Source organism: Pectobacterium sp. A5351 (genome assembly GCF_028335745.1).
In the GTDB taxonomy this organism is placed as follows: Bacteria; Pseudomonadota; Gammaproteobacteria; order Enterobacterales; family Enterobacteriaceae; genus Pectobacterium.
In genome coordinates this window covers 1,541,622-1,563,310 of sequence record NZ_CP116477.1, presented here as the reverse complement: position 1 = coordinate 1,563,310, position 21,689 = coordinate 1,541,622, and the positions used below count along the sequence as shown (strand labels likewise).

Genomic DNA, 21,689 nt, shown 5'->3' with positions numbered 1-21,689 from the left:
TCGGTGACACAGTATTAAGGTAAGTCATCACGTAAACTGAGGAACACACCATGAGTAATGCTTTTTTGCAGTCAATCAAGGCCCGTCGTTCAATCTATGCCATCGGCAATAAATTACCGATATCAGAAGATCAGGTTACCGCCCTCATTACCGAAGCCGTTAATGAAAGCCCCTCCTCTTTTAATTCGCAAAGCTCACGCGTTGTGATTCTGTTCGGCGAGCAGCATCACAAACTGTGGGATATTGTTAAACAGCAGTTGAAAAAAATTGTGCCCGCGGACGTCTTCGCCTCAACAGAAAGCAAACTGGCCTCCTTTGCCGCTGGCGCGGGTACTGTCCTGTTCTTTGAAGACACCGCCGTGATCGAAGCACTACAGGAAAAATTCGCGCTTTATGCCGATAACTTCCCGGTCTGGTCTGAACATTCAACCGGTATTGCCCAGTTTGCCGTGTGGTCTACGCTGGCGCAGGAAAAAATTGGTGCCTCGCTCCAGCACTACAATCCACTGATCGACGATGATGTGAAAGCACAGTGGAATCTGCCAGCCAGTTGGAAGCTGCGTGCTCAAATGCCATTTGGCTCAATCAAGCAGCCGGCTGGTGAGAAAACCTATATTTCCTTTGAAGAACGTTTCCGCGTATTTAAATAATCCGCTGACGCATTCTTTATAAACCAACAGGGCACCATTGGGTGCCCCTGCTGGTTTTAGATTCAGGCGCTAACCAGGCACCCGTGGGGCAAAAACCTGAATCACCTTTTCTCTGATCCCGAATACCGCTGGCGTTTTGCCAATCAGCTCGCCATCCGCATTGATATCGTGCGGACTCGGGGTATTCAACGTAAGCTGTCTGGCGGAAAAGGCACGGACTTTACGCCAGCGCCCGTGCGTTCCCCTACGGATAAAGGGAATCAGCGCCACTATTTCCCACCAGTGGGACACCTCCAGACTATATACATCCAGCCGGCCATCATCGGGCGCAGCACTGTCTGCCACCGCCATGCCGCCGCCGTAGAAACGCCCGTTCCCCACCGACACCTGTACCGTTCTCACTCTCTCTTTGATGCCGTCATGCTCAATCTCCACGCGGAAAGGACGACTTTGTTTCAAGAGTTTAAAAGCCGCCAGCGCATAGCCTAATGTCCCCCACCGTTTCTTGGATTTCGCCGACAGCCCGCGCGCCAATGCAGCAGAAAACCCAATACTGGAAACGTTAAAGAACAGATGCCCGTTGACCTCACCCAAGTCAACGGCGCGCCGCTGCCCGTTGGCGATAACCTGCACAGCCTGCCGAATCTCTCTGGGGATCCCCACCGTACGGGCAAAGTCATTCGCCGTCCCTAATGGCAGCACGCCCAGTGGCAACCCGGTATCTACCAGGCCGGGCGCGGCGGAGTTTAATGTCCCATCGCCACCGCCGATAATGACAAAATCCACCCGACCCGCGTACGCGCGTATCATATCGCTGCATGAACCCAGCGCGTTTTCATCCGGTTCGACGATGTTAATCCGGCTTTCCTGTAATAGCTCTTTCACATAGCGCGCAGAGGAATCGCCATTCCGCGCCTGCTTATTAATCAATAAAAGCGCTGTTGGGCCTGATTCCTTCACTGCTGAATAATGGCTCATGGTCATCTACCCAACGTCACTGTTTGATTAAATCTAACCATAGGGATGAGCAAACCGACAAGAGAGCTTTAACAAGCCCACAATAAAATACAAAACATTACGTTCCGACAATCTGCGCTAATACTTCCACACTGAAACCACTATACTGAACCCTACGAGTCAGTGATTCCTTTGCCCGCTTTGTTACACCGTTATTCCAGTAGCACGTGCACCACTATTTTTAGGTGAAAACAGAGGCTTATTCACCTATCCCATCAATGCTTCTTTGGGGAGATCATTTTGCAGACCGGATTCATCAATCACTCACGCTGGCTGGATAAAACACGCGCAATCGTCATACTCGGCTCCATGCTGCTCGGCGCATTTTTAGTGATCAGTTGGACTAGCTATGAAGTGGCGAAAGAATCACTGGAAGAAGAAATCGAAGAAAATACCCTGCCGCTGACCAGTGATAATGTCTACTCTGAAATCCAGCAGGATTTGTTAAAGCCTATCTTTATTTCATCGCTGATGGCGCACGATACGTTTTTACGCGATTGGGTCCTGAAAGACGAAAGCGACCCGCAGGCCATGTTCCGCTATCTGAGAGAGATCGATCGCCGTTTCGATACCGTATTTTCGTTTTTTATTTCAGATAAAACCAAGCGCTACTACGATCCTCAGCGCATTCTCAAAACCGTCTCGGAAGATTCCCCAGACGACCAATGGTATTTCCAGTACAAAACCTTATCCGACACGATGCCTTATGCCATCGACCTCCGCGTCGACCCAGAAGAACGCACGCGTCTCGACATTTTCATCAACCATAAGGTCATGGATTATGAAGACAATTTTATTGGCATTACTGGCGTAGGCATTCCAGTTGAGCGCGTTAAACACCTCATTGAGAAATACGAACAGCGCTATAGCCGGACAATCTATTTCATTAATAAAGAAGGCGATATTACGCTACACGGGGAAACCTACACTCGCCCGCTGCAAATTCAGCAACAGCCGGGGCTGAATCGGATCGCGACCACGATTTTGACCTCTCCCGGCGGAGCGTATGAATACCAGTCAAACGGGGAACATATTTTCCTTAACACCCGCCTAATCCCTGAATTCGACTGGTATTTGATGGTAGAGCAAACCAGCCACCCCAGTGAGAAGCGGCTATTCGCCACGCTGCTTAAAAATCTGGGCATCAGCACGTTCGTCAGCGTTCTCTTCCTCTTCCTGCTGTGGTTGACCATTGGCGGCTATCAACGCCGACTGGAACAAATGGCCACAACAGATAAATTAACGGGCCTGATGAACCGTCAGGCATTTGATTATTTATTCCGCCGCCTCGGTGCGAAAAATGCCTTACAGCACAAATCGCTCTCCATTCTTCTCATTGATATTGACCACTTCAAGAGAATTAATGACCAGTACGGCCACAACGTCGGCGATTTCGTCCTGCAAGGGGTTTCGTCCCTCTTGTCAGGCAACACTCGCGCCAGCGACCAATCCTGTCGCTGGGGAGGTGAGGAATTCGTTATTCTGCTCGACGATTGTGATATCAACGCGGCGCTTCAGCGCGCCGAAGCGCTACGGCATAGTATTGAGATAGCCCCAATTCCCTATCGTGAAGGCACCATTCAGGTGACGGTCAGTTGCGGTGTCGCGGAATATCGGGCAGGCGAAACGCTCAGTATGCTGATAAACCGCGCCGATATCGCGCTTTATCAGGCTAAACAACAGGGGCGCAATCGAGTGGTACACGCGCAGTAGAGACAAGGAAAAAATCGTGCCGGCATGCATCATGCAGGCATCAACCCGATAATGCTCAGTTTGGCGTTTCAGCGTAATAGAGCAGGTATATCGGTCCGCCGGATGAATCGATACCGTGGTTTCAAAGACGTTCCCTGAGGGGTCCAGATAATGGCGAACTATCTTTAATGCCGGATAGCCTGCGTCAACGCCCAACGTTTTCACTATTTTGGCCGGTACGCCAACGACAGAAATCGTCTGGCGCACCTCTTCACCCTGTACGCCGTAATGCTTTTCAATCAAATCGCTAATCAAAGCAAACGGGTCGCTGCGTACCAGACTTTTGACCTTGGCATAATCCGGGCTAACGTAGCTATCAGTCCAGCATATCGGAGCGTCTTTTTTCTCGCTGTCTTCACGAATACTGGCAATATGCAGGTTCACGGGATACTGCACACAGCGTTCCAACTCGGGGGGGATCAATGGCCGCCGGATACCGGCCTGGCATAATATGCTAGCTGAGTTCACGGGCAATACGCTTATACAAGGGTTCTTTCATCGGCTCACGCTCTTAATCAAGATTGATGCCCTGCATTACAAAATGACATTCAACTGCGTTTCTTACTTGTCCGTACATTTAGCCTTTCAGGCCATACCGCTACACAGGTAAGCACGTTTCATCTTATTATCGCGCATATAGCCTGCATTTTATCGCTAATACACTCGTTTCAGGAGACATTATGGACTCGAATGTACTTAATTCAGTTCTCTTCCGTGATTCATTTGGTACCTCGGAAATGCGGGCGATCTTCGATGACCGGGAACTTGTCCGTAAGTATGTGGAAGTAGAAATCGCACCGACCAGCGCGCAGGCGTGCCTCATCAGGCCTCCTGCTAAACGGCCTCATTCACGTTTAACGTTGCCCTGATCTTTATCGTCGGCTTAGCGTGGTGGAAACTGATTGACTATTATTAATCGCCTACTAGGCTCATCCGTAAAAATAACGGGGAGGCAACATGCCTCCCCGTTATTTCGTCATACTCGTCAGACTTTCGGTCATTAAATACCATCATCTTTCGTCTGAACCCAAAACGCATGCACCAACCCAGGAAAATAGCCTAACAGCGTTAGAATAATATTCAGAATGAATGCCCCACCAACACCTTTCCCCAATAACACGCCCAGTGGTGGCAGAAGAATAGTAAAAACGATGCGCCAAAATCCCATATCAACCTCCGTAACGTGATAATTAATTTTGAAAATAGTTCAGCATTTGGGATTTGTCAGTATCCACCGAAATAATTGGGATTAATCTTTGCGGCAGGTGGAAAAATGAGCAGTCTTGGTATAATAAATGTTTATACGTAGCGACTGTTTACAAAGGGTAAAGAATGAAAAAATTCGCTATTGCCCTCTTTGCTCTACTACCCTTAGCTTAAGCCATAGCAGCAGACTGTGACCACGTCAGTACACAGCTAGACATGGGTCAGTGTGCGGCTAATGAGTATAAAAAAGTGGATGGCGAACTTAAGGATGTCGTCAAACGCCTGGTGATTGAAGAGCACAAAGCATTGCTCAAATCAGCCCAGAGAAAATGGATTGCCTATCGCAACGCTGACTGTGAGTTTCAGTCTTTCCAGACAACAGGAGGTTCGATCCATGGCATGCTGTATTCCCAGTGCCTGACGCAGAAAACCGCCGATCGTGTAAAAGAATTCAAAAGCATACTAAGTTGTAAAGAAGGGGATTTGAGCTGCACATTTTAAGCCACTGCCAAGTGTGGAAAGCGTCACAGACTAAACGCGCGGTAAGTGTTTGAATAGTGGCGGAGAGAGGGGGATTTGAACCCCCGGTAGAGTTACCCCTACTCCAGTTTTCGAGACTGGTCCGTTCAGCCGCTCCGGCATCTCTCCGTTTAGCAGTTGCCATGATGCGCGCTTTTACGGCATGTTAACAGCTAGTTGGTTTAACAACACACGCCTCGCCTTTAAATTCAAGTGACGACTTAACGAGCAATAACAATGATTAAATGGCCGTGGAAAAACACTCAACCTCAGGTGCAGACGCTTGAACACTGGCAAGCTGCGATTTCCATTCCGCTTCTCGCGCCCTTAAGCGATGAAGAGCTTCAGCAACTGGTCGCCCTTGCCGAGCAGTTTCTGAAGCAAAAGCGCCTGATTCCGTTGCAGGAGCTGGCGTTAACGGACATCATGCAGCAGCGCATCGCCCTGCTGTTTTCCCTGCCGGTGCTGTCGCTGGGAATGGATGCGCTGGATGGCTTCCATGAAGTTCTGATTTACCCTGGCCCGTTTATTGTTGAGGAAGAGTGGCAGGATGACATCGGGCTCGTGCATAAGGGGAAGATGGTGCAGTCCGGCCAAAGCTGGGATCAGGGGCCGATTGTCCTCAACTGGCAAGAAGTGCAAGACTCCTTCGATCTCTCCGGTTTCAACCTCATCGTCCATGAAGTCGCACATAAGCTGGATATTCGCAGCAGCGGCGAAGCAACCGGCGTTCCCCTGATTCCCCTGCGCGATATTGCTGTCTGGGAACAACATCTGCACGGCGCGATGGATGCCTTGCAGGAAGAGATCGATCTGGTCGGTGAAGAAGCCACCAGTATGGATCCCTATGCCGCCCACGATCCGGCAGAGTGCTTTGCGGTGCTGTCGGAATACTTCTTCAGCGCGCCTGAACTGCTCGACGATCGTTTCCCCGATCTGTATCGCTGCTTCCAAAAATTCTATCGACAAGATCCGCTCACTCGCCTAAAAAACTGGCAAAGCAGCGTCAACTACCGTGCGCCATCCATCTACTAACTCATAAAAAAACAGCAAATTGTACATAGCCTAGACAGTCAGACGATAAAGCTGATTTTGCCGTTGACAGTGCCACGGGTGGCAGATATTATGCGCCCCGTTCACACGATTCCTCTGTAGTTCAGTCGGTAGAACGGCGGACTGTTAATCCGTATGTCACTGGTTCGAGTCCAGTCAGAGGAGCCAAATTAAAGAATGTAGATGCCTACGGGCGTCTACATTTTTGCATTTAATCAATCAGTTGTCTCCCCTCTCTTGTCTACTAACATCCACTGAAATACACCTATATCCAGCAATTTTGTTGGTAGATTTCTTGGTAGTTCTGGTTAGATTTTCCTTATACCAACAAAAAGGAAAGAGAATCTATGTCACTTACTGACACCAAAGTAAAAAAAGCTAAACCTCTTGAGAAAGAATACAAGCTTACTGATGGTCTTGGTATGCACCTGCTTGTCCACCCGAACGGCTCTAAATACTGGCGGCTTTCCTACCGCTTTGCACAGAAGCAAAAACTGTTAGCGTTGGGGGTTTACCCTGCTATTTCTTTGACTGACGCAAGGGAGCGTCGTGATGAAGCGCGTAAGCTGATTGCTAATGGGATTGATCCCGGAGCCAGAAAAAAATCAGGCCGGGAGCGACAAGGAACACACGATGAGCCTCGCTCCTTTGCTGTAATGGCTCGTGCATGGGCTGAGACCAAAACCAAGTGGTCAGAAGACTACAAAGTTAAGGTCTGGAGACGCATTGAAAACTACCTCCTGCCAGATCTGGGAAATCGTGATGTATCAGGTCTTGATGCCAGCGATTTACTCATCCCCCTCAGAAAAGTTGAGAAATTAGGCTATCTCGACATCGCCATGCGCCTGAAGCAGTATACAACCTCTATCATGCGATACGCCGTCCAGCAGAAGATCATCAGTTATAACCCTGCTTATGATTTGCAAGGCACTATCGAAAAAGGTGAGACAGCACACCGCCCTTCTATCGAAATCTATGAAATTCCCGATCTCTTACAAAAACTCGACAACTACCGTGGTCGGGGGCTTTTAACAGAATTGGCGATCAGGCTCACATTATTGGTTTTTGTCAGGTCAAGTGAGTTACGTTTTGCCCGATGGAGTGAAATCGACTTCAAAAAATCGCTCTGGGTTATCCCTGAACAACGGAAGGAAGTTAAAGGGGTAAAACTCTCTGGTCGTGGTGCCAAAATGAAGAGAAAGCATTTTGTTCCACTGTGCAGGCAGGCGGTTGAGATCTTGAAAGAGGTTAAACAGATTACCTATGGTGAAAAAGCGGGTGACGGGTTTATTTTCACCGGGTTTTACGACAGTGATTCTGCGATGAGTTCAGGCACTATCAATAAAGCCCTTCAGCGTATGGGATACGACACTAAAACGGATCTGTGTGGGCATGGCTTTCGCACGTTAGCCTGTAGTGCATTGACAGAATCAGGATTATGGTCCGAAGACACGGTTGAGCTTCAAATGAGCCATAAAGAGAAAAACACCGTTAGATCTGCTTGCACCCATAAAGTCAGTCATCTTGACCAGCGTAAACTGATGCTGCAATGGTGGGCTGATTTTCTGGATGCGAACCGCAATGGAGTAGTTAGCCCGTTTGAGTTTGCCAACAGGAAGCAATAACCCCTGCCCTTTTAGCCCCTTCATGCTGAGGGATCCCCACAAAATCACCGCTAATAAACCAGCACCATATTTCGGTAGGTGCTGGTGAGTTGGGCTAAAATACTCTCCAGCTTCACTCGCCTGATTATTCGCGGTGAATGCCGCAGTACATTTTCCGCCAGTGTCAAAAACGATATCACTCTTCGACTTTTAAGGCTGTTCGCCTGATAATGAAGATGAAGACCTTTATTTTCAAAATGATATCCTAATAACCAGAGAACAATTGATGCCAGTGTTGCCAGCAAACTCAGCACCCAAAGCCGCTCACCCGTTTTGCTTCCACAGGCGCGTAAGCCAAAGCCAAATCTCTCACTCTTTTCATCGCGAAAGTTTTGTTCAATCTGCATTCTCCTGCTGTAGAGTTTCATAATTTCATGGGGCTTGAATTCATCAGTACTGGTAAATAGCAGCCACGGCTCTTTAGCTGACGCACGCTGTTCTTTTTCTGTTGTGGGATGGCTCGGTTTCCCTTTGCGACGTTGGCTTTTTCGGCCTTTCGGCGCTTTTTTATAAAGATAAAAATGTCCGTTGCATTGCGCCTTTTTTGAACGCGCCAGCGTTCCGGCTCCCAGATATTCCGCGCGCGCCGTGCCAGTACAGTCTTTCACGTTCAGCCAGCGTTCCGGGCCATGATGAAGGCAAAATTTTACGTTTCCCCGGATGCGACCAATAAAGTCCCATCCCAGTGCTTTGATATGCCGAAACCATTCATTGTGGAAGCCCGCGTCGGTGATGAGGGTGACTTTCATTTGCGGGGCAATAGCACAGGCAAGCGCGTCAAGAAAGGCTTTCTGTATCAAAATATTGTTTTGCTTTTCTGACGGAACCACCTGACTCATCAAGGGGATAGCGCGGCCATCACAGACAAGGCTGGCACGCAGGACATGAAAAGCCTGGGAGGGATAGCCACTCCAGTCGACGGCAATAACACAGCATGTTTTTGGTCATCATGGATGTAATCTGATTAAATATTTTCGGGATATCGTGATGAAGCGCAGTGTTTCCCAAAAGGCGAGCAACCCGTTTTATTTTATCTTTCACGCGAGCAGGGCCGGGTAAATAACGCCCGATGCAGGTGAGTGAAAGCGTGGCACCGCTTATCAACGCAGCGGTGGAATCAATAAGCGCATGTTGTCGATATTGATGTGTTGAAGCTAAAGCGTGACGGAAAAAAGTCTGGCATACTTTACGGACAGGCATAGGGTGATCTCATTGAATTTTTTGGCGAAAATCAGTAGATCATAAAACTCTATGCCTGTCTTGTTTTCTGGGGATTCCTCAGCCTGAAAGGTATGCGACTACCAGGCAGGGGCTAACCACACCGTTAAGGAAACTAACGACATGGCTATCAGTAAGTTTAGCAATTCCCTTTTGGATAAGCACCTTAAACACGTTAAACGTTATTTTAATCTGTTCTGGCGAGAGGTTGTGGAGGTGGGCTATGTTCGATAACACGCCTTTAGAGCAGGAAGAAATCATCGACCAGTGCAGAGCGTTGATCTATGCCGTTATCGAAACCAAGCAGCCACAGGTCAAAGAAATTCTGACGTTCATCCTCTGGGAAAGGCTCGACTGGCTCTATCAGGATTTTCATTCGACAGAAGCTATACCAGCCCAATGATGTAAATGCATCTCAATCCCCCTCTGTTAAATGGATCTGGTATATATTTATATTTCTAGCCAGATCCTTTTCCATCAATAGAATCATCAGTTGTGAGCCATAAATAACCTTCTCTAAAATAATTACCGTGCAAGCACATTTAATGAATTCAGTAACTGGGTATCTAACGTTTCAGTGGCTGGTAAAGGAAGACCTTTATTAATTCGATATGTTCTTATAGCAGATCGGGTTCCTGGTCCCATAACGCCATCAATGATGCCCTCATAATAGCCTTTATCAAACAAGGCAAATTGCACACGCATGATAAGCCTGCGTCTCTTTTCCTGATCGGAAGAGACACCATTCATGGAGGTATTGGTATTTTGGCTCGTTCCCGATCTTGAAGAGCTTACAGAGTTCCCACTATCTGAACGTAGTGCTCTCGTCGAAGGTGAAGATGCCGCTGGCGAAGACGGTGATGACGTCACTCCTGAGCTACTACTCCCGGAAGATGAATCACTACTGCGGGGATAGTATGGCGTAGCACTACCGCCGTAATATCCACCACCGGATGAAGAACGGTGAGAACTGTGCGAACTGTGGCTACGATGAGAACTGTGGCTTCGATGACCGGCAATATAAAAAGGCACTTCGGTATTGAGCGGTGCAAGCACAAGGTCGTGATCATTTAACGAAGAGTAGCCAAACTCTTCAATATTCATCGCGGCATCACTGGCCCACACAGAGTTATTGAGTGCTAAAAACCCAGGTAATAAAGAGGCTAACTTTAATCTTTTCATAGTATTGGTCTCGGCATTTGATGAAAACGGCCTTTTGATGAGGAGAAATAACCTGCGCAGGATGATTTTTTACTGCATGGCTCACACGCTTCTGGATAGTAGTTTTTCCAGTCAGAAATGGATTGTGTTGAATAATCCCACAGAGATTCAGGTAAGTGACACAATGGGTAATTGAATATCACCAACGGGATCCCCGCTCTGTTGGCCGTGTCGGTAGCTAAGGACAGAGAGGTCGCATATGAATCGTGGCTGACAAAAATCTCATCCCAGTTCTTTCTTGCCCAGCCAATAGATTCCAATCCCATAATGGAGATCTGACTGATGTTAGAAAAAACCCTGCCAATATATTCCACCACGTCAGCAAGATCGTGGTAATTCGCCTTTGTTGGGATGATCCTTAATTCAATGTTGATACCTGAATTTCCAGCGTTAATTAAACCTTTAACGGTGTCCCTGAAAGCACCATCACTCCCCACTAGATGATCATGAATGTGTTGTCGTGAAGAATAAAGTGGGATCCCAAAGGTGATGTTCATTCTTTTGCTTCGTTCCCTCACCTTTTCAGCAAACCGAGCATCAGCAAACTGTCGACCATTGGTTAATACATGCAGAGAGGTATCAGGAGCATTATCAATAACGAAATCAAGAAACGAGAGAAATTCTTCGCCATATAGCAGCGGTTCACCACCACTGACCCCGACAAGCCCATTAAAGTTAAATGCCGCAATCGCAAGGGCAGACTGTGTAAGAAGCCAGTCATCATTGGGTGTTTTTGGTGGCTGAGAACAAAACAGGCATCGGTTATTACATCTTTCCGTCACAAGGACCGTATTATGATTCGCTCTGCGAGACAAAATCACTCTGAGCATATTGCCATTATTCACAACGCCAATATCGCCATCTTCTACGGACTCGTATAGCTGATTACTGACGATAGAGCCTGCATAATAAGGGGCAGCCGCACCATCATCAAAAGAAGGTTGGATCAGTAAATTTGGCAGAAAAAACTGTGGGTCAACGGGCTTCTTTTTGCACAGCCGATAGAAACCCATTTCAACCGTGTTTTTTACCGTAAAACGGAAGATATCGTTTCTTAGCACCTCAGACATAAGCCCACCTTTTCAGCATCGTTGCGGTAGGTCCATCCTGAGCAATGGCATTCATCAGGAACCGGAACATTCCCTTATGATATTGGCAGAAGATGGAGCGGCTTCTGTCGCCTACCGGCTCTCCCTGAACACTGATATTCTGGCAAGGGTCAGCACCGCAAAATGGCTGGTAAGCACAGGTATCACAACCCGGTAGAGCAAAATTGAACGATGAATTCAGGACTGACTGATAGTAGGGACTTTGAGAAAAAGACAATTCTGAAACAGCCCCGGCACTAAAATCTGCATCTGCATTCACCTTCTGAAGCATTCTGCTTTCGTCGCTGCCATAAACACGGCCATCATAGTTAAAGAGAATACAGTTCAATACGACGCCACTGGGGGATTTCAGATCGGCATAGCCACTAAAACCAGGATTGAAAATCCGCTTTAAATGTATCGCGGCTGAGTGTTCAACCACCGCAGTGCCTTTCTGGTTATGCCACAGAATTTCGTCAATCAACGCGGCGTAAAAGTCGAAATATTCCTGCATCGAGAAAGTGAAACTTTCTTTATGGGCAAATCCGTAGGGGCTAACGGGTCTGACAAAGATATCCGTCAAGCTTAATCCCAGATGGGCATCAATAATTGACCCCGGATGTTGGATCAATGCCTTGGTAACGGTCGTGACTGTCGCCACGCGACCTGCACCAAGCTGCTCCCGAACCGCCAGCATCCCCGCAACGGCTTTTGAATAGGATTTACCTTCGGCAAGGAGACGGTTTTTATTGTGGATATCCTCACCACCGTCCAGAGAAACGGAGAATGTGATATTGCGCTCTTTAACCCAGTCCATCATGGACGGTTCAAGCAGTGAGAGCGTCGTGGCAATCACCATTTCAAAGCATTGTTGACCCAGAGTTCTTTCACACTCAGCGTATATTCTCTGGATCAGATCAAACCGGAGTAAAGGCTCCCCGCCCTGCACTTCTATCTTATAGGGAGGCGAAGACAGTTTTTTAATGGTCTGAACGATATCAGGGATGAGAAGCGGATCAAGATCGTAACCTTCCGCCCCGATTGCCGCCCGGCTGACCTGACAATACTTGCAGGTATGATCGCACCGCAATGTTGGCACAATCATGAAAATCGGTCTGACAGCCAGATCACTCATCAGCCGTTTAGCAAATCCTGAACTGAGTGAAGCAGAAGCGAGGTCTTCCGAAGCATCGTGGGCAATGAAAAGCTTACTTTCCAGAATGTCGCTAGACCGGAACTCCGGCGACCATTTATTGCAGGAAAGGCTTTCTAATTCATCGTTAGTGATGAAGTGATGGAAACCAGCCAGATTGCTGATGAATACCCTGCCATCATTCAACCTGTCAAAGTTAAATGGCATTGGCTTCATTCGGTCAGCCTCGCATCAATGCTTCTCAGCACCGTGGAGATGATTGAAGCCCTGATATGTCCGGTATGGCTTTGATGAGCTTCGCGGAGCTTGTAATCATTCAGGAGGCGTTCAAATTCAAACTTGATGGTGTCGTCAAAAGACTCAAAAGAGACGATCCAGTCGTTGTCATCTGCCCCCAGTTGCCATCTTGTGTAAGCAGACATCCAATACAAACTATTTCTCACCACCCACTCAGAATGGTTTGTTTTTTCTATAGTTTTTATAAACATTGCTGTCCTGTCTAATTAATAACAATTGAAAAAATTACAGATTTAAAATATTTTTATGCTAATGATTTTTAAAATACTGCTTATACGATATAGCTCTACTATTGAAAAAGATCCATGCGAAAACTAAAAAATAATCAATCCAAGAGTTTTGGATGAAAATAATAGCAAGGTAATAATATTACTTTAGTTCATTTGAACTAACTCATATTCAGTTTATGACATGTTACATACCAGTGGGTAGGTCATTGATCAATGTAAAGCGTTGTTCTGCACCTTCATCGAAGTCAGAAAGCCACAGGCTAAAGATGGACTGACCCCATAAAGTTGGACGGTTCATGTTACGCGGCTTTTAAGGCCTGGGTCCGGTATTCAACCGGGCTCAGACCTTTCAACTTCAGGCTTATCCGCTCATTATTGTAGTAATCGATATATTCCTCTATCGCCTGCTTCAACTCTTCAATGCTGCCGAACTGGCCAGGGTAAAAGCACTCCGTTTTCAGCGTACCAAAGAAGTTCTCTATCACCGCATTATCCAGGCAGTTTCCTTTGCGCGACATGCTTTGCACGACGCCCTTTGCTTTTAACTTTTCCTGATAACCTGCCATTCGGTATTGCCATCCCTGAGCCGAGTGCAGCAGCGGAGTGTCTTCCGGACTGAGCACTGATAAAGCCTCTCTCAGCATCGCATTCACCATATCCATGACCGGCCTTTCGGACAGACTGTAGGAGATGATTTCCCTGTTAAACAGATCGAGAACTGGCGACAGATACAGCTTCTTACCCTGCAATGAAAACTCGGTAACATCCGTTACCCATTTTTCATTAGGCTTTGACGCCCAGAAGTTTCTCTTAAGGATGTTAGGTGCTGCTTTACCTGTTTCTCCCTTCCACGAGTGATATTTCTTCACTCTACTAACAGAGCGGAGTGACAGTTCTGCCATCAGGCGTTGTACTGTCTTGTGATTCACTGCTATTCCCTCTTTTCTCAGAGAGAGTGTGATTCGGCGATAGCCGTAACGTCCTTTGTGATGGCGGTATATGTCACTGATTCTGGCCTTGAGTCCGGCGTGTTTATCCGTTCGCTTCATCGCTCTGATGTTGTGATACCACGTGCTCCGGGACATGCCTGCGGCACGCAGGAGGTCATTAAGGGCATGCTCTTGCCTTAGTTCGCTGATGATTTGGGCTTTTTGCCGTTTTTTTCGCTTTGAACCAAGGCTTTCAGCTTTTTTAAATAAGCATTCTCCGCCCGCAGATAGCGAAGCTCAGCCCGGAGTTCTTCAGAAGACAGCTGTTCCATATCGGTATCAGTAGAAAGAGGGGGGGTTTTCCTGGTCATTTCCCGAGGCCTGCCGCGTTTCATATTCCGGAGTGCTTCCGGTCCGGCATCGTTGTACACGGAGGCCCAGCGACGAACAACCGTTTCATTGGAAATATTAAAGCGGGCTGCAGCTTCACGCATTGAAAGCGCGTCGTTGAGCACAGCATGGACAACCACCAGTCTGAACTCTGCAGAGTGGATATCGTTTTTCCAGGTAATGCCATCAATACCGTGAAGCTGGAAGGCTCTGACCCAGCGTCGAACTGAGGTTCTTTCGACGGCAAAAATTTCGGCAGTGCGATGGGTTCCGTCGCTGCCCGAGAGAACGTGGTTTACGACTGCGAGTCTGAGTTCGAGGGAATACTTAGGTTTTGCCATAAAAAACTGCACCTTACTCTGTTGGGTATCCAACATTTGGGGGTCAGTTCATATTCATGAATTGTACAACAGCAGACTCAATTTTAGGAACTACTGACTCTTTTAGGAACTACTGACTCTTTAATGTTCGCAATCTCTGGATACTGCTCTTGTGGCTTTAGGACGAAGCGCAACTTATTGTTGCGAACAACCACTTCTGCCAACGGAGTAACAAGAGAGGTACTATTAGAAATTTGTTCTGCACGAGCTACATCACTTTTGAACGTGACGATGAAGTGCTGGCGGTCAGCTGTTTTACGGGACAACATACGGCGCACTTCGACAGCATCTTCATTATTGTGAAAACGCATCGGAAAGCTGTCGATAACCGCAGTATTGGTACGGATCGTTTGCATTGAACGCGTATTGTCATGATAGTTGAGCATGTTTCCACCTTAGCCGTTAACACAAATGTCATTACGGCGACCCCATCGGGGTTGAGAGGCTACGATAATGCCGTCGCAGCTTATAAATTAACGGATGATTCTCTTGACACCTGTTGATTAAATCTACATCAGACGTAAGATAATTGCAACCAACGTAACCGGCGAGAAGCCCTTGTAGCAAAGGCTTCTCGGTATTTCAGCCCTCTTTTTTTATCGTGCCATTCATACACCTCTCAGTGTCAGTGGCTGCGTTTCAATAACGCAACCACTTCTTACAATGCAGTTCATCGATCCGCTAAACTCATAGCTCTTAGCAGACAGCCAAATTAAATAACGAATAATCGACTTCAGAATTGGAAGCAACATCCCGTATACCATTAAGTAGCCACTTGCCTCCCGCTCTCTCAATAACTACAATGTATACAAAACATACAATGTAGTGAGGTGGCGTATGGGTGTCATGTCCGTTCGCTTAAATGATGAAACAACCGCGCAACTTGATGCGTTGGCTAAAGCTACGGGACGTACCCGCTCTTTTCTGGCCGGACAAGCTATTGAAGACTATCTTGCGCGGGAAGCCTGGCAGATAGCAGATATCGAGCAAGCCATTAAAGAAGCCGATGATGGTGATTTTGTCTCATCAGATGAGATGAACAATCTCTTTAAAAAATTAAGTACGGCAAGACATGGAAATTAAATGGCTGCGTAAAGCCGCGGCCAATTTGGAAGCCGAGTACCTTTATATCGCTCAAGACGATCCACAGGCTGCCAACCAGTTTGTAAATGAAGTCCAACAGTTAACGGAATTACTACCGCAACAGCCAGCAATCGGAAGACCTGGCCGTGTTCCGGGAACGCGTGAGCTGGTGTTAACGCACTATCCCTACATCATCCCCTACCGCGTGAAAGATAATATGATTCAGATTTTGCGCGTTTTTCATACACACAGGCATTTACCCGCAAAATGGTGAACAACTGCCTTTCTGAATTTTGACGAACGTACATCCACTAACTAACCGTCACTCAACCATGAAAGACGACAAAAAACACAACCAACAATCAAGATCGTCCGGTTGGGGAGGAAAACGTACCGGTGCAGGTGCTCCTATTGGTAACACCAACGCGGTGAAACATGGGGAACGCAGCCGCCAGGCATTCTTTCCTTTGGCTAGTGATGATGGGCGATTCACGCCGTTGCAATTGCTACGAGTAAGAAACCTGCTTCTTGCTGAACGTGTCGGCGAGTTGATGCACAGTGATCCTAAGTGCGCAAGAAGAGCAACAGATACTGGACGTGTGCCATCAACCAGCCTATGCCAGCCTGCCCCCCTCACAAATCGTACCGGAGCTGTCCGATAAGGGGATTTATCTGGCGAGTGAATCAACCTTTTATCGTGTACTGCATCGCCATGGAGTGGCGAGCAGGCAGCAGCCCTGATACAACGTACAGTATTTCGGGAAGGATGCTGGCAATACCCACCGGTACTGCATGCAGACAATGGCGCAGCGATGAAGTCACAGACGTTGCACATGAAGCTTCACGAGTTGGCGATAACGCCGTCTCACAGCAGACCACGAGTCAGCAATGACAACGCGTATGTGGAGTCACTGTTCCGGACGCTGAAATATGTACCGCAGTGGCCGTCATCGGGGTTCGGCAAGCTGGATGAAGCGCGTGAATGGGCCGAGAGTTTTACCCAGTGGTATAAAGAAACGCATAGACACAGCGCTATCAGGTATGTGACGCCAGGCCAACGGCACCGGTGTGAAGAGCGTACGCGGCTGAAAAATCGGGATGACGTGTACCAAAAGGCAAAAGCGTAACACCCTGAACGCTGGTCAGGCAGGACACGAAACTGGCATCAGGTAGGCAAGGTAATGCTAAATCCGGAGCGAGAAACTGGCAGCCTAAATTATCCGGGGTGCCAACGACCTTGACACTTACCGACTCAGGAACTCTCTGAATGTTCCACCGTTAATCCCTGGCATATTTAACGTATGAATTATGAGCCAATATGTCACATGGCGCACCACTAACTATTTTCAATTTTTGGCAGGAACCACGTAAGCAATCCCGCCAGTGGCAAGAAAGAACACAGCCAGTAAACGTTCTCGATCCCCGTCTTATCAGCCAGCGCACCCAGCACCGCTGCCGCTATTCCAGCCAGACCAAAGTTCAACCCATAAAAGAGTCCGCCCACCAGGCCAATACGGTTCGGTGCAAGCTCCATCGCATAAATCAGGATGGAAGCAAACGCACTTGCCATGATCAGGTTGATGGCGACGGTCAGGACAGCCGTCCACTGGAAATCTGCATAAGGCAGAATCAGCGTCAGTGGCAGAGGGCCAAGTATTGAAATCCAGATAATTTTATAACGCCCGATCCGATCTCCCAGAATACCGCCCAGCAAAGCACCTGCTGCAGATGAGAGCAGGAACAGGAAAAGCATGAACTGTGACGTTCGGACTGAAGCGCCAAAGTGATCAATAAGGTAAAAAGTGTAGAAAGAGCGGAAACTCTCAACGTAGGCATTTTTAGAGAACATCAGCAAAGTCAGAACGATCAGGCCTGTAGTCACCATCGCCTTCGGGTAGGTTTTCACCTTATGGCCGCTTTTGCTCTTAACCTGTGCCGATTCGATGAAGCTGGTCTTAATAACGTCGTGCCGTCTGGCGGTCCAGATCATCAATCCAACGGCAATGACCGCCAGAACGCCGAACCATGCAAGGCTCTGCTGCCCACGCTGCACAATGATCAATGCGGCAAAAAGTGGTCCCATCGCGCCGCCAGCCTGTCCACCAACCTGAAATATCCCTTGAGCAAGCCCCTGTCTTCCACCGGATGCGTAGCGCGCCATTCGTGTTGCTTCTGGATGGAAGATTGAAGAACCAATACCGATGCTAGCGGCTGATACCAGAATGAGGTGGTAAGTGGGAGCGAAAGCTAACCCAATCAGCCCTGATAACGTGAAAAGCATTCCGATTACAGTTGAGTACGGGAAGGGGCGGCGGTCAGTGACTGCGCCAACAACAGGTTGCAGCAGCGATCCCGCAATCTGGAATGTCAGTGTGATAACCCCGATCTGAATAAAATCGAGCTGATACTTATCTCTCAGTATCGGGTACACGGCAGGTATCAGAGACTGGATCAGATCGTTAAGCAGGTGTGTAACGCCTAAGATAAGTAAGACGTTCAGGTACGTTTTGGGCCGCACAGCGGCCGATGCATTGTTCATAAAAAAACCTGTCAGTATGAATTAATTTGCTTTTCTTTTATGTGAACATTTGCGGGAACCCACGACGCAAAATATTACGTCCAGCGTGACGAGTCCCATCAACGGTGTAACGGTTTCATGTAAAAACAACGACAGAAAGGTACAGACCAATGAAGGGTTGCAGCAACTGGAGCTGTCCCACTGCGGCGATACCGCCGAGTACAAGTCCCCTATACCAGAAGACAAATCCCAGGAACATGCTGAACAGCGAAACATAACCCAGCGCAATCCAAGCTGCCATTTCTGTGAGTAGGTCTGCGGCAGAGTCAGGTAAACAGCCAGGAACATGAAAGGCAGCGATGTGCTAAGGCCCAGCTTATAACCTCTGTCATCCGCCTATTTCGCGTGAGAGCTTGGCACCTTAGCCATAACCAAGGTCACAGGCTACCACAGCGGCAAGCATCAGTACATCATCGGTAGCAGATAAGAGACATCTCCGGTAAACGCAAACCCCGCAACCAGCAGGCTGCCAATCGCTGAGCATACCCAGAATGCCTTACGCCCTTTCTCCAGCGCGAATAACACCAAATACTGCGACAGTGGCAACTGACCGGTGAAAATCAGCGAATGTGCCGAAGTAATGTGTTTAAGCGCCATTGCCGCCAAACGTGGAAACTCAATGGCAGCCCCCAGAGAAACCGTAATCAGTGATATCACATGCGATGTTTGTAGACGTTTTACTTTTAACAGAGACAGCAACGCAAAGGTCAGAATGCCGCGCGTATATATAAATTAAAGAAAACGGATCGATGTCCATTACCGCGATGTGCGTGGCGGGTAGCGAACCATTGAAAATACAGACACCGAGCATGCCGTTTATCCTGCCCGAAATGAGCGCGTGATTTTCCCCATGAGTGACCAAGCTAGTCACTTCAGCCATCTTCCCGAAGTGGTGCTGAATGACTCTGGTGCAACGTTGCTACCAGTGGCATCAGGTGATTTTCTGTCAAAGGTGCCAGTAACACCGGTTGCGGACTGTCTGGGGAATACCAGATAACTTCTTCGATCTCCGCCGCAGGCTGAAAATCGGTTGCAGCAATGGCGCTGTGATAAATCTCAGCAATAACGACGCATCCCGGCTCGTTTATCGCTTCATCGGTAAAATGACCGACGTAGCTGAAGTCCTGACCACCCAGGTTGAGGTTCAGCTCCTCCTGCAACTCACGCAATAATGCCGTGACAGGTGATTCACCGGGTTCCATTTTCCCGCCAGGCTGAATAAAGTGCGTCGTACCGCGTTTTCTGACCAGCAGACAGCGCCCGAATGCGTCAGTAATAATGGCAGATGCGATGCGTATAGCCTGATTGTTGCTCATGTTTCTCTCTTTACGGTAACTGAGTTAGATAAATCCACGTTTTATCGCTGAGAAGCATGCGGGCGGCGTTAATGATATCTCGTTCGCACATCAACGTTTTTCCCGTCAGACAGCCGAGTAGCGTGAGTTTATGTTGCTCGATGGGATTCTATGGCAACACACCCGAAAAATGATGGTATTGGCGCGTCGCCAGGCAAAGTTACGCCTCATGTAACAAAGTCAAAATGGCTCTAAAACTCAGTGAGTTTTGTTTTTAGGCATACAGATAGGCATATATATAGCCAATAAAAAACAACCATTTCATTAAAATACAAACCGTTAAATTAAAAATCCAATCTCTCTCGTCGCCTGAGCGACCACCTTTGACCAGATGGCAATAACACAGAATTATTTACAGGCTCTCACCACATCAAATCATCAGGTACTTTAAAATCCGCATACGGATCGTCTTCATCTTGATCTTCCTGACTCAGCGTACTATTTAGTACAATACTGTTCGCATCTCGCTGCGCAATTTTATCGGCTACGATCGCCGGGATAATAGCGTATTCACTCTCGCCATTGCTATTAACCACCAAACGAGCAATAGCGAGACGACCACTCATCAGCTGGGACTGAGTCAGCTTATCCACTTCTATTTTTTTAATGACGTTGTTATCTGTGAAGTTAAAACCAATATCGCCTTTTGCAATAGTGATTCTATTCATTTCAATGAGTTGTTTCACCTGAGCTTTATATTCTTTAGATAACACAGCCTGTTTTTGTTGTTCACTTAGCTGTTTATCACGCTCAAGCAGTGCTTTCTTATTCTCTTCCACCGCCTCTCTTGCCTCACGAGCCTGAACGCGTGATTTTTTCGCCGTTCTTTGGACTTTGGCCATTTTCTTGCTGGTCACTAATCCAGCTTTTAGCATCTGCTCTTGTAAGGTGAGTTTTGTCATTTTCGTTTCTAAACCCGTTAAATAATTTATGGGATTATACCTGTAATTTTTGAGGCTGTACCAGATTGCAGGACGCGATCGCGGTGAGGCTTGCGTTTGGAGGGGTCTATCAGAAGCGATGCCAGCATTCTTCTTATATACTCGTCATACTTCAAGTTGTATGTGCGTTGGCTACGTTCAAATACTCGGCCCGTCGTGTGCCTCGCCCTGAAGGGCCGCTGCAAGCAGCGTTCAAATCTTCTCCCGGCAGATTTGTCACCCGAATCACTTGCCTGAGTAAGCTCATCGGGATGAGGGAGAGACAGGATGTCTCTCACCGAAGGCCAGCCGTTGGCTGGTCAAATTCGTTCCCGACGAATTTGTCCTTCTCTTGCCGCCTTCCTGAAACCCGAATTATCTGGAGTCTACATAGCGCGGAACATCGGCACAGGGTCAGTCCGAATGATTTCAGACCTTGAGCAATTTTACCGTGGCGTCTATGTCTATCTCATCTTCCGAGAAGATGAACGTCGTTCCCTGAAAGGTGGTGATTACCAGTTTTTTCAGCGAACGCATTTCACCAGGCTTAGCGGCTGGTTTCGGCTTTATGCTATTCATCAGTATTCCTACAGACAGCACCGCATTTTCTTTATCAATGTGGGTATCGGCAGGGACGTCCTCGCGGTAAACCAGATAAGACTTGATCGACGTAAGCTTAAGACGCTCACCTGCAATATAGATGTATTTGCTTTCCGGTAAGACTTTCACAGCATAAGCGGACAACCCCTTGTTATTCGCGGTGGGTTCGAAAGTGACCACAGCATCTTTCTTAATCAGGTCGGGGTTGGCGACCTTAATCACATGAAAATAACGGTTATCGCCATTTTCATCTTTGATAAATCCAAAACCTTTATCTTTAAACCAGGTTGTGATCGTTCCGTTCATCGCCATTACCGCCTACTTGATCGTTTTATCTACTCAGTATTTTCAGCGCGCAGTGTAAAGCACATTGCCTGCACAGACTA

At 47.7% G+C, this 21,689-nt stretch carries 20 protein-coding genes, 2 tRNA genes and 5 pseudogenes; 11 read left to right on the top strand and 16 right to left on the bottom strand.

The window, feature by feature from the left end:
* The first annotated feature begins 50 nt into the window (after nt 1-50).
* A complete protein-coding gene (locus O1Q74_RS07440; RefSeq protein ID WP_271877665.1) occupies nt 51-650 on the top strand; it encodes a nitroreductase family protein in 600 nt (199 codons plus the stop codon).
* 69 nt (nt 651-719) lie between these two features.
* Here the strand turns inward: O1Q74_RS07440 and O1Q74_RS07435 are convergent, their stop codons facing one another.
* Entirely contained in the window at nt 720-1,634 is a 915-nt protein-coding gene (locus tag O1Q74_RS07435; protein WP_271877663.1) for a lipid kinase, read from the bottom strand.
* A 273-nt stretch (nt 1,635-1,907) separates the two neighbouring features.
* Here O1Q74_RS07435 and O1Q74_RS07430 point away from each other — a divergent pair, with 273 nt between their 5' ends.
* Nucleotides 1,908-3,380: a sensor domain-containing diguanylate cyclase gene (locus tag O1Q74_RS07430; RefSeq protein ID WP_271877660.1), complete on the top strand. Its 1,473-nt coding sequence runs from the start codon at nt 1,908-1,910 to the stop codon at nt 3,378-3,380.
* Between the two features lie 147 nt (nt 3,381-3,527).
* On the opposite strand, the pseudogene O1Q74_RS07425 reads toward O1Q74_RS07430, so the two are convergent.
* A pseudogene (locus O1Q74_RS07425) lies at nt 3,528-3,803 on the bottom strand (UTRA domain-containing protein); the annotation flags it as partial.
* A gap of 296 nt (nt 3,804-4,099) precedes the next feature.
* Here O1Q74_RS07425 and O1Q74_RS20255 point away from each other — a divergent pair.
* Nucleotides 4,100-4,255, top strand: a pseudogene (locus O1Q74_RS20255) (3-carboxy-cis,cis-muconate cycloisomerase); the annotation flags it as partial.
* Between the two features lie 164 nt (nt 4,256-4,419).
* On the opposite strand, the gene O1Q74_RS07420 reads toward O1Q74_RS20255, so the two are convergent.
* Nucleotides 4,420-4,587 carry a YqaE/Pmp3 family membrane protein gene (locus tag O1Q74_RS07420; RefSeq protein ID WP_271877659.1) on the bottom strand — a complete coding sequence of 56 codons (168 nt, stop codon included), beginning with the start codon at nt 4,585-4,587 and terminating at the stop codon, nt 4,420-4,422.
* A gap of 287 nt (nt 4,588-4,874) precedes the next feature.
* Between O1Q74_RS07420 and O1Q74_RS07415 the strand changes: the two genes are divergently transcribed.
* Nucleotides 4,875-5,126, top strand: a complete 252-nt coding sequence (locus tag O1Q74_RS07415; RefSeq protein ID WP_442953129.1) for a lysozyme inhibitor LprI family protein — start codon at nt 4,875-4,877, stop codon at nt 5,124-5,126.
* Nucleotides 5,127-5,183: 57 nt separating this feature from the next.
* On the opposite strand, the gene O1Q74_RS07410 is transcribed toward O1Q74_RS07415, so the two are convergent.
* A tRNA-Ser gene (locus tag O1Q74_RS07410) sits at nt 5,184-5,273 on the bottom strand.
* Nucleotides 5,274-5,381: 108 nt separating this feature from the next.
* On the opposite strand from O1Q74_RS07410, the gene mtfA reads away from it, so the two are divergent.
* The 3 genes from mtfA (at nt 5,382) to O1Q74_RS07395 (ending at nt 7,822) form a co-directional block, all read left to right on the top strand.
* Nucleotides 5,382-6,179: a DgsA anti-repressor MtfA gene (mtfA, locus tag O1Q74_RS07405; RefSeq protein WP_271877657.1), complete on the top strand. Its 798-nt coding sequence runs from the start codon at nt 5,382-5,384 to the stop codon at nt 6,177-6,179.
* Between the two features lie 110 nt (nt 6,180-6,289).
* Nucleotides 6,290-6,365, top strand: a tRNA-Asn gene (locus tag O1Q74_RS07400).
* A 179-nt stretch (nt 6,366-6,544) separates the two neighbouring features.
* Nucleotides 6,545-7,822: a tyrosine-type recombinase/integrase gene (locus tag O1Q74_RS07395; RefSeq protein WP_271877655.1), complete on the top strand. Its 1,278-nt coding sequence runs from the start codon at nt 6,545-6,547 to the stop codon at nt 7,820-7,822.
* A gap of 50 nt (nt 7,823-7,872) precedes the next feature.
* Here O1Q74_RS07395 and O1Q74_RS07390 read toward each other — a convergent pair.
* Nucleotides 7,873-9,061: pseudogene (locus tag O1Q74_RS07390) on the bottom strand (IS4 family transposase).
* Nucleotides 9,062-9,302: 241 nt separating this feature from the next.
* Between O1Q74_RS07390 and O1Q74_RS07385 the strand changes: the two are divergent.
* Nucleotides 9,303-9,482 carry a hypothetical protein gene (locus O1Q74_RS07385; RefSeq protein WP_039506826.1) on the top strand — a complete coding sequence of 60 codons (180 nt, stop codon included), beginning with the start codon at nt 9,303-9,305 and terminating at the stop codon, nt 9,480-9,482.
* Nucleotides 9,483-9,604: 122 nt separating this feature from the next.
* On the opposite strand, the gene hxsA is transcribed toward O1Q74_RS07385, so the two are convergent.
* The 6 genes from hxsA to O1Q74_RS07355 all read right to left on the bottom strand — a co-directional run bounded on the left by hxsA (nt 9,605) and on the right by O1Q74_RS07355 (nt 15,153).
* Complete coding sequence (gene hxsA / locus O1Q74_RS07380; protein WP_271877652.1) at nt 9,605-10,261, bottom strand: His-Xaa-Ser repeat protein HxsA; 657 nt, start codon at nt 10,259-10,261, stop codon at nt 9,605-9,607.
* Nucleotides 10,258-11,370: a His-Xaa-Ser system radical SAM maturase HxsC gene (gene hxsC, locus O1Q74_RS07375; protein ID WP_271877650.1), complete on the bottom strand. Its 1,113-nt coding sequence runs from the start codon at nt 11,368-11,370 to the stop codon at nt 10,258-10,260. The genes hxsA and hxsC overlap by 4 nt, the downstream gene beginning before the upstream one ends.
* Nucleotides 11,363-12,757, bottom strand: a complete 1,395-nt coding sequence (gene hxsB, locus O1Q74_RS07370; protein ID WP_271877648.1) for a His-Xaa-Ser system radical SAM maturase HxsB — start codon at nt 12,755-12,757, stop codon at nt 11,363-11,365. The genes hxsC and hxsB overlap by 8 nt, the downstream gene beginning before the upstream one ends.
* Nucleotides 12,754-13,029: a His-Xaa-Ser system protein HxsD gene (gene hxsD / locus O1Q74_RS07365; RefSeq protein ID WP_015730161.1), complete on the bottom strand. Its 276-nt coding sequence runs from the start codon at nt 13,027-13,029 to the stop codon at nt 12,754-12,756. The genes hxsB and hxsD overlap by 4 nt, the downstream gene beginning before the upstream one ends.
* A 338-nt stretch (nt 13,030-13,367) precedes the next feature.
* A protein-coding gene (locus O1Q74_RS07360; RefSeq protein ID WP_271877644.1) for an IS3 family transposase occupies nt 13,368-14,728 on the bottom strand; the annotation gives its coding sequence in 2 pieces (ribosomal slippage) (nt 13,368-14,254 and nt 14,254-14,728; 1,362 coding nt in all).
* A gap of 83 nt (nt 14,729-14,811) precedes the next feature.
* Entirely contained in the window at nt 14,812-15,153 is a 342-nt protein-coding gene (locus O1Q74_RS07355; RefSeq protein WP_271877642.1) for a hypothetical protein, read from the bottom strand.
* 451 nt (nt 15,154-15,604) lie between these two features.
* On the opposite strand from O1Q74_RS07355, the gene relB reads away from it, so the two are divergent.
* The 3 genes and pseudogenes from relB to O1Q74_RS07340 all read left to right on the top strand — a co-directional run.
* Nucleotides 15,605-15,850: a type II toxin-antitoxin system RelB family antitoxin gene (gene relB, locus O1Q74_RS07350; RefSeq protein ID WP_271877640.1), complete on the top strand. Its 246-nt coding sequence runs from the start codon at nt 15,605-15,607 to the stop codon at nt 15,848-15,850.
* The gene (locus tag O1Q74_RS07345) at nt 15,840-16,124 is read left to right on the top strand and encodes a type II toxin-antitoxin system RelE/ParE family toxin (RefSeq protein WP_271877638.1); all 285 of its coding nucleotides are present in this window, start codon (nt 15,840-15,842) and stop codon (nt 16,122-16,124) included. The genes relB and O1Q74_RS07345 overlap by 11 nt, the downstream gene beginning before the upstream one ends.
* Nucleotides 16,125-16,414: 290 nt before the next feature.
* Nucleotides 16,415-17,091 (top strand): annotated as a pseudogene (locus O1Q74_RS07340) (transposase); the annotation flags it as partial.
* A 95-nt stretch (nt 17,092-17,186) separates the two neighbouring features.
* Here the strand turns inward: O1Q74_RS07340 and O1Q74_RS07335 are convergent.
* From O1Q74_RS07335 to O1Q74_RS07315, 5 genes and pseudogenes are all read right to left on the bottom strand, one after another.
* The gene (locus O1Q74_RS07335; protein ID WP_271877636.1) at nt 17,187-18,389 is read right to left on the bottom strand and encodes an MFS transporter; all 1,203 of its coding nucleotides are present in this window, start codon (nt 18,387-18,389) and stop codon (nt 17,187-17,189) included.
* A 21-nt stretch (nt 18,390-18,410) separates the two neighbouring features.
* Nucleotides 18,411-19,308 (bottom strand): annotated as a pseudogene (locus tag O1Q74_RS07330) (DMT family transporter).
* Nucleotides 19,301-19,744 carry an NUDIX hydrolase gene (locus tag O1Q74_RS07325; protein WP_271877633.1) on the bottom strand — a complete coding sequence of 148 codons (444 nt, stop codon included), beginning with the start codon at nt 19,742-19,744 and terminating at the stop codon, nt 19,301-19,303. The pseudogene O1Q74_RS07330 and the gene O1Q74_RS07325 overlap by 8 nt, the downstream one beginning before the upstream one ends.
* A 401-nt stretch (nt 19,745-20,145) precedes the next feature.
* The gene (locus tag O1Q74_RS07320) at nt 20,146-20,685 is read right to left on the bottom strand and encodes a DUF2058 domain-containing protein (protein WP_271877630.1); all 540 of its coding nucleotides are present in this window, start codon (nt 20,683-20,685) and stop codon (nt 20,146-20,148) included.
* 447 nt (nt 20,686-21,132) lie between these two features.
* The gene (locus tag O1Q74_RS07315) at nt 21,133-21,615 is read right to left on the bottom strand and encodes a cold-shock protein (protein ID WP_271877627.1); all 483 of its coding nucleotides are present in this window, start codon (nt 21,613-21,615) and stop codon (nt 21,133-21,135) included.
* Nucleotides 21,616-21,689: the final 74 nt, after the last annotated feature.

Bases quoted from the DNA above. Each gene is read 5' to 3' on its own strand.
- O1Q74_RS07395 (WP_271877655.1), top strand. From the start codon at position 6,545: ATGTCACTTACTGACACCAAAGTAAAAAAAGCTAAACCTCTTGAGAAA.
- hxsB (WP_271877648.1), bottom strand. From the start codon at position 12,757: ATGAAGCCAATGCCATTTAACTTTGACAGGTTGAATGATGGCAGGGTA.
- O1Q74_RS07440 (WP_271877665.1), top strand. From the start codon at position 51: ATGAGTAATGCTTTTTTGCAGTCAATCAAGGCCCGTCGTTCAATCTAT.
- relB (WP_271877640.1), top strand. From the start codon at position 15,605: ATGGGTGTCATGTCCGTTCGCTTAAATGATGAAACAACCGCGCAACTT.
- hxsD (WP_015730161.1), bottom strand. From the start codon at position 13,029: ATGTTTATAAAAACTATAGAAAAAACAAACCATTCTGAGTGGGTGGTG.
- O1Q74_RS07320 (WP_271877630.1), bottom strand. From the start codon at position 20,685: ATGACAAAACTCACCTTACAAGAGCAGATGCTAAAAGCTGGATTAGTG.
- O1Q74_RS07345 (WP_271877638.1), top strand. From the start codon at position 15,840: ATGGAAATTAAATGGCTGCGTAAAGCCGCGGCCAATTTGGAAGCCGAG.
- hxsA (WP_271877652.1), bottom strand. From the start codon at position 10,261: ATGAAAAGATTAAAGTTAGCCTCTTTATTACCTGGGTTTTTAGCACTC.
- mtfA (WP_271877657.1), top strand. From the start codon at position 5,382: ATGATTAAATGGCCGTGGAAAAACACTCAACCTCAGGTGCAGACGCTT.
- O1Q74_RS07385 (WP_039506826.1), top strand. From the start codon at position 9,303: ATGTTCGATAACACGCCTTTAGAGCAGGAAGAAATCATCGACCAGTGC.
- hxsC (WP_271877650.1), bottom strand. From the start codon at position 11,370: ATGTCTGAGGTGCTAAGAAACGATATCTTCCGTTTTACGGTAAAAAAC.
- O1Q74_RS07315 (WP_271877627.1), bottom strand. From the start codon at position 21,615: ATGGCGATGAACGGAACGATCACAACCTGGTTTAAAGATAAAGGTTTT.
- O1Q74_RS07435 (WP_271877663.1), bottom strand. From the start codon at position 1,634: ATGACCATGAGCCATTATTCAGCAGTGAAGGAATCAGGCCCAACAGCG.
- O1Q74_RS07325 (WP_271877633.1), bottom strand. From the start codon at position 19,744: ATGAGCAACAATCAGGCTATACGCATCGCATCTGCCATTATTACTGAC.
- O1Q74_RS07420 (WP_271877659.1), bottom strand. From the start codon at position 4,587: ATGGGATTTTGGCGCATCGTTTTTACTATTCTTCTGCCACCACTGGGC.
- O1Q74_RS07355 (WP_271877642.1), bottom strand. From the start codon at position 15,153: ATGCTCAACTATCATGACAATACGCGTTCAATGCAAACGATCCGTACC.
- O1Q74_RS07335 (WP_271877636.1), bottom strand. From the start codon at position 18,389: ATGAACAATGCATCGGCCGCTGTGCGGCCCAAAACGTACCTGAACGTC.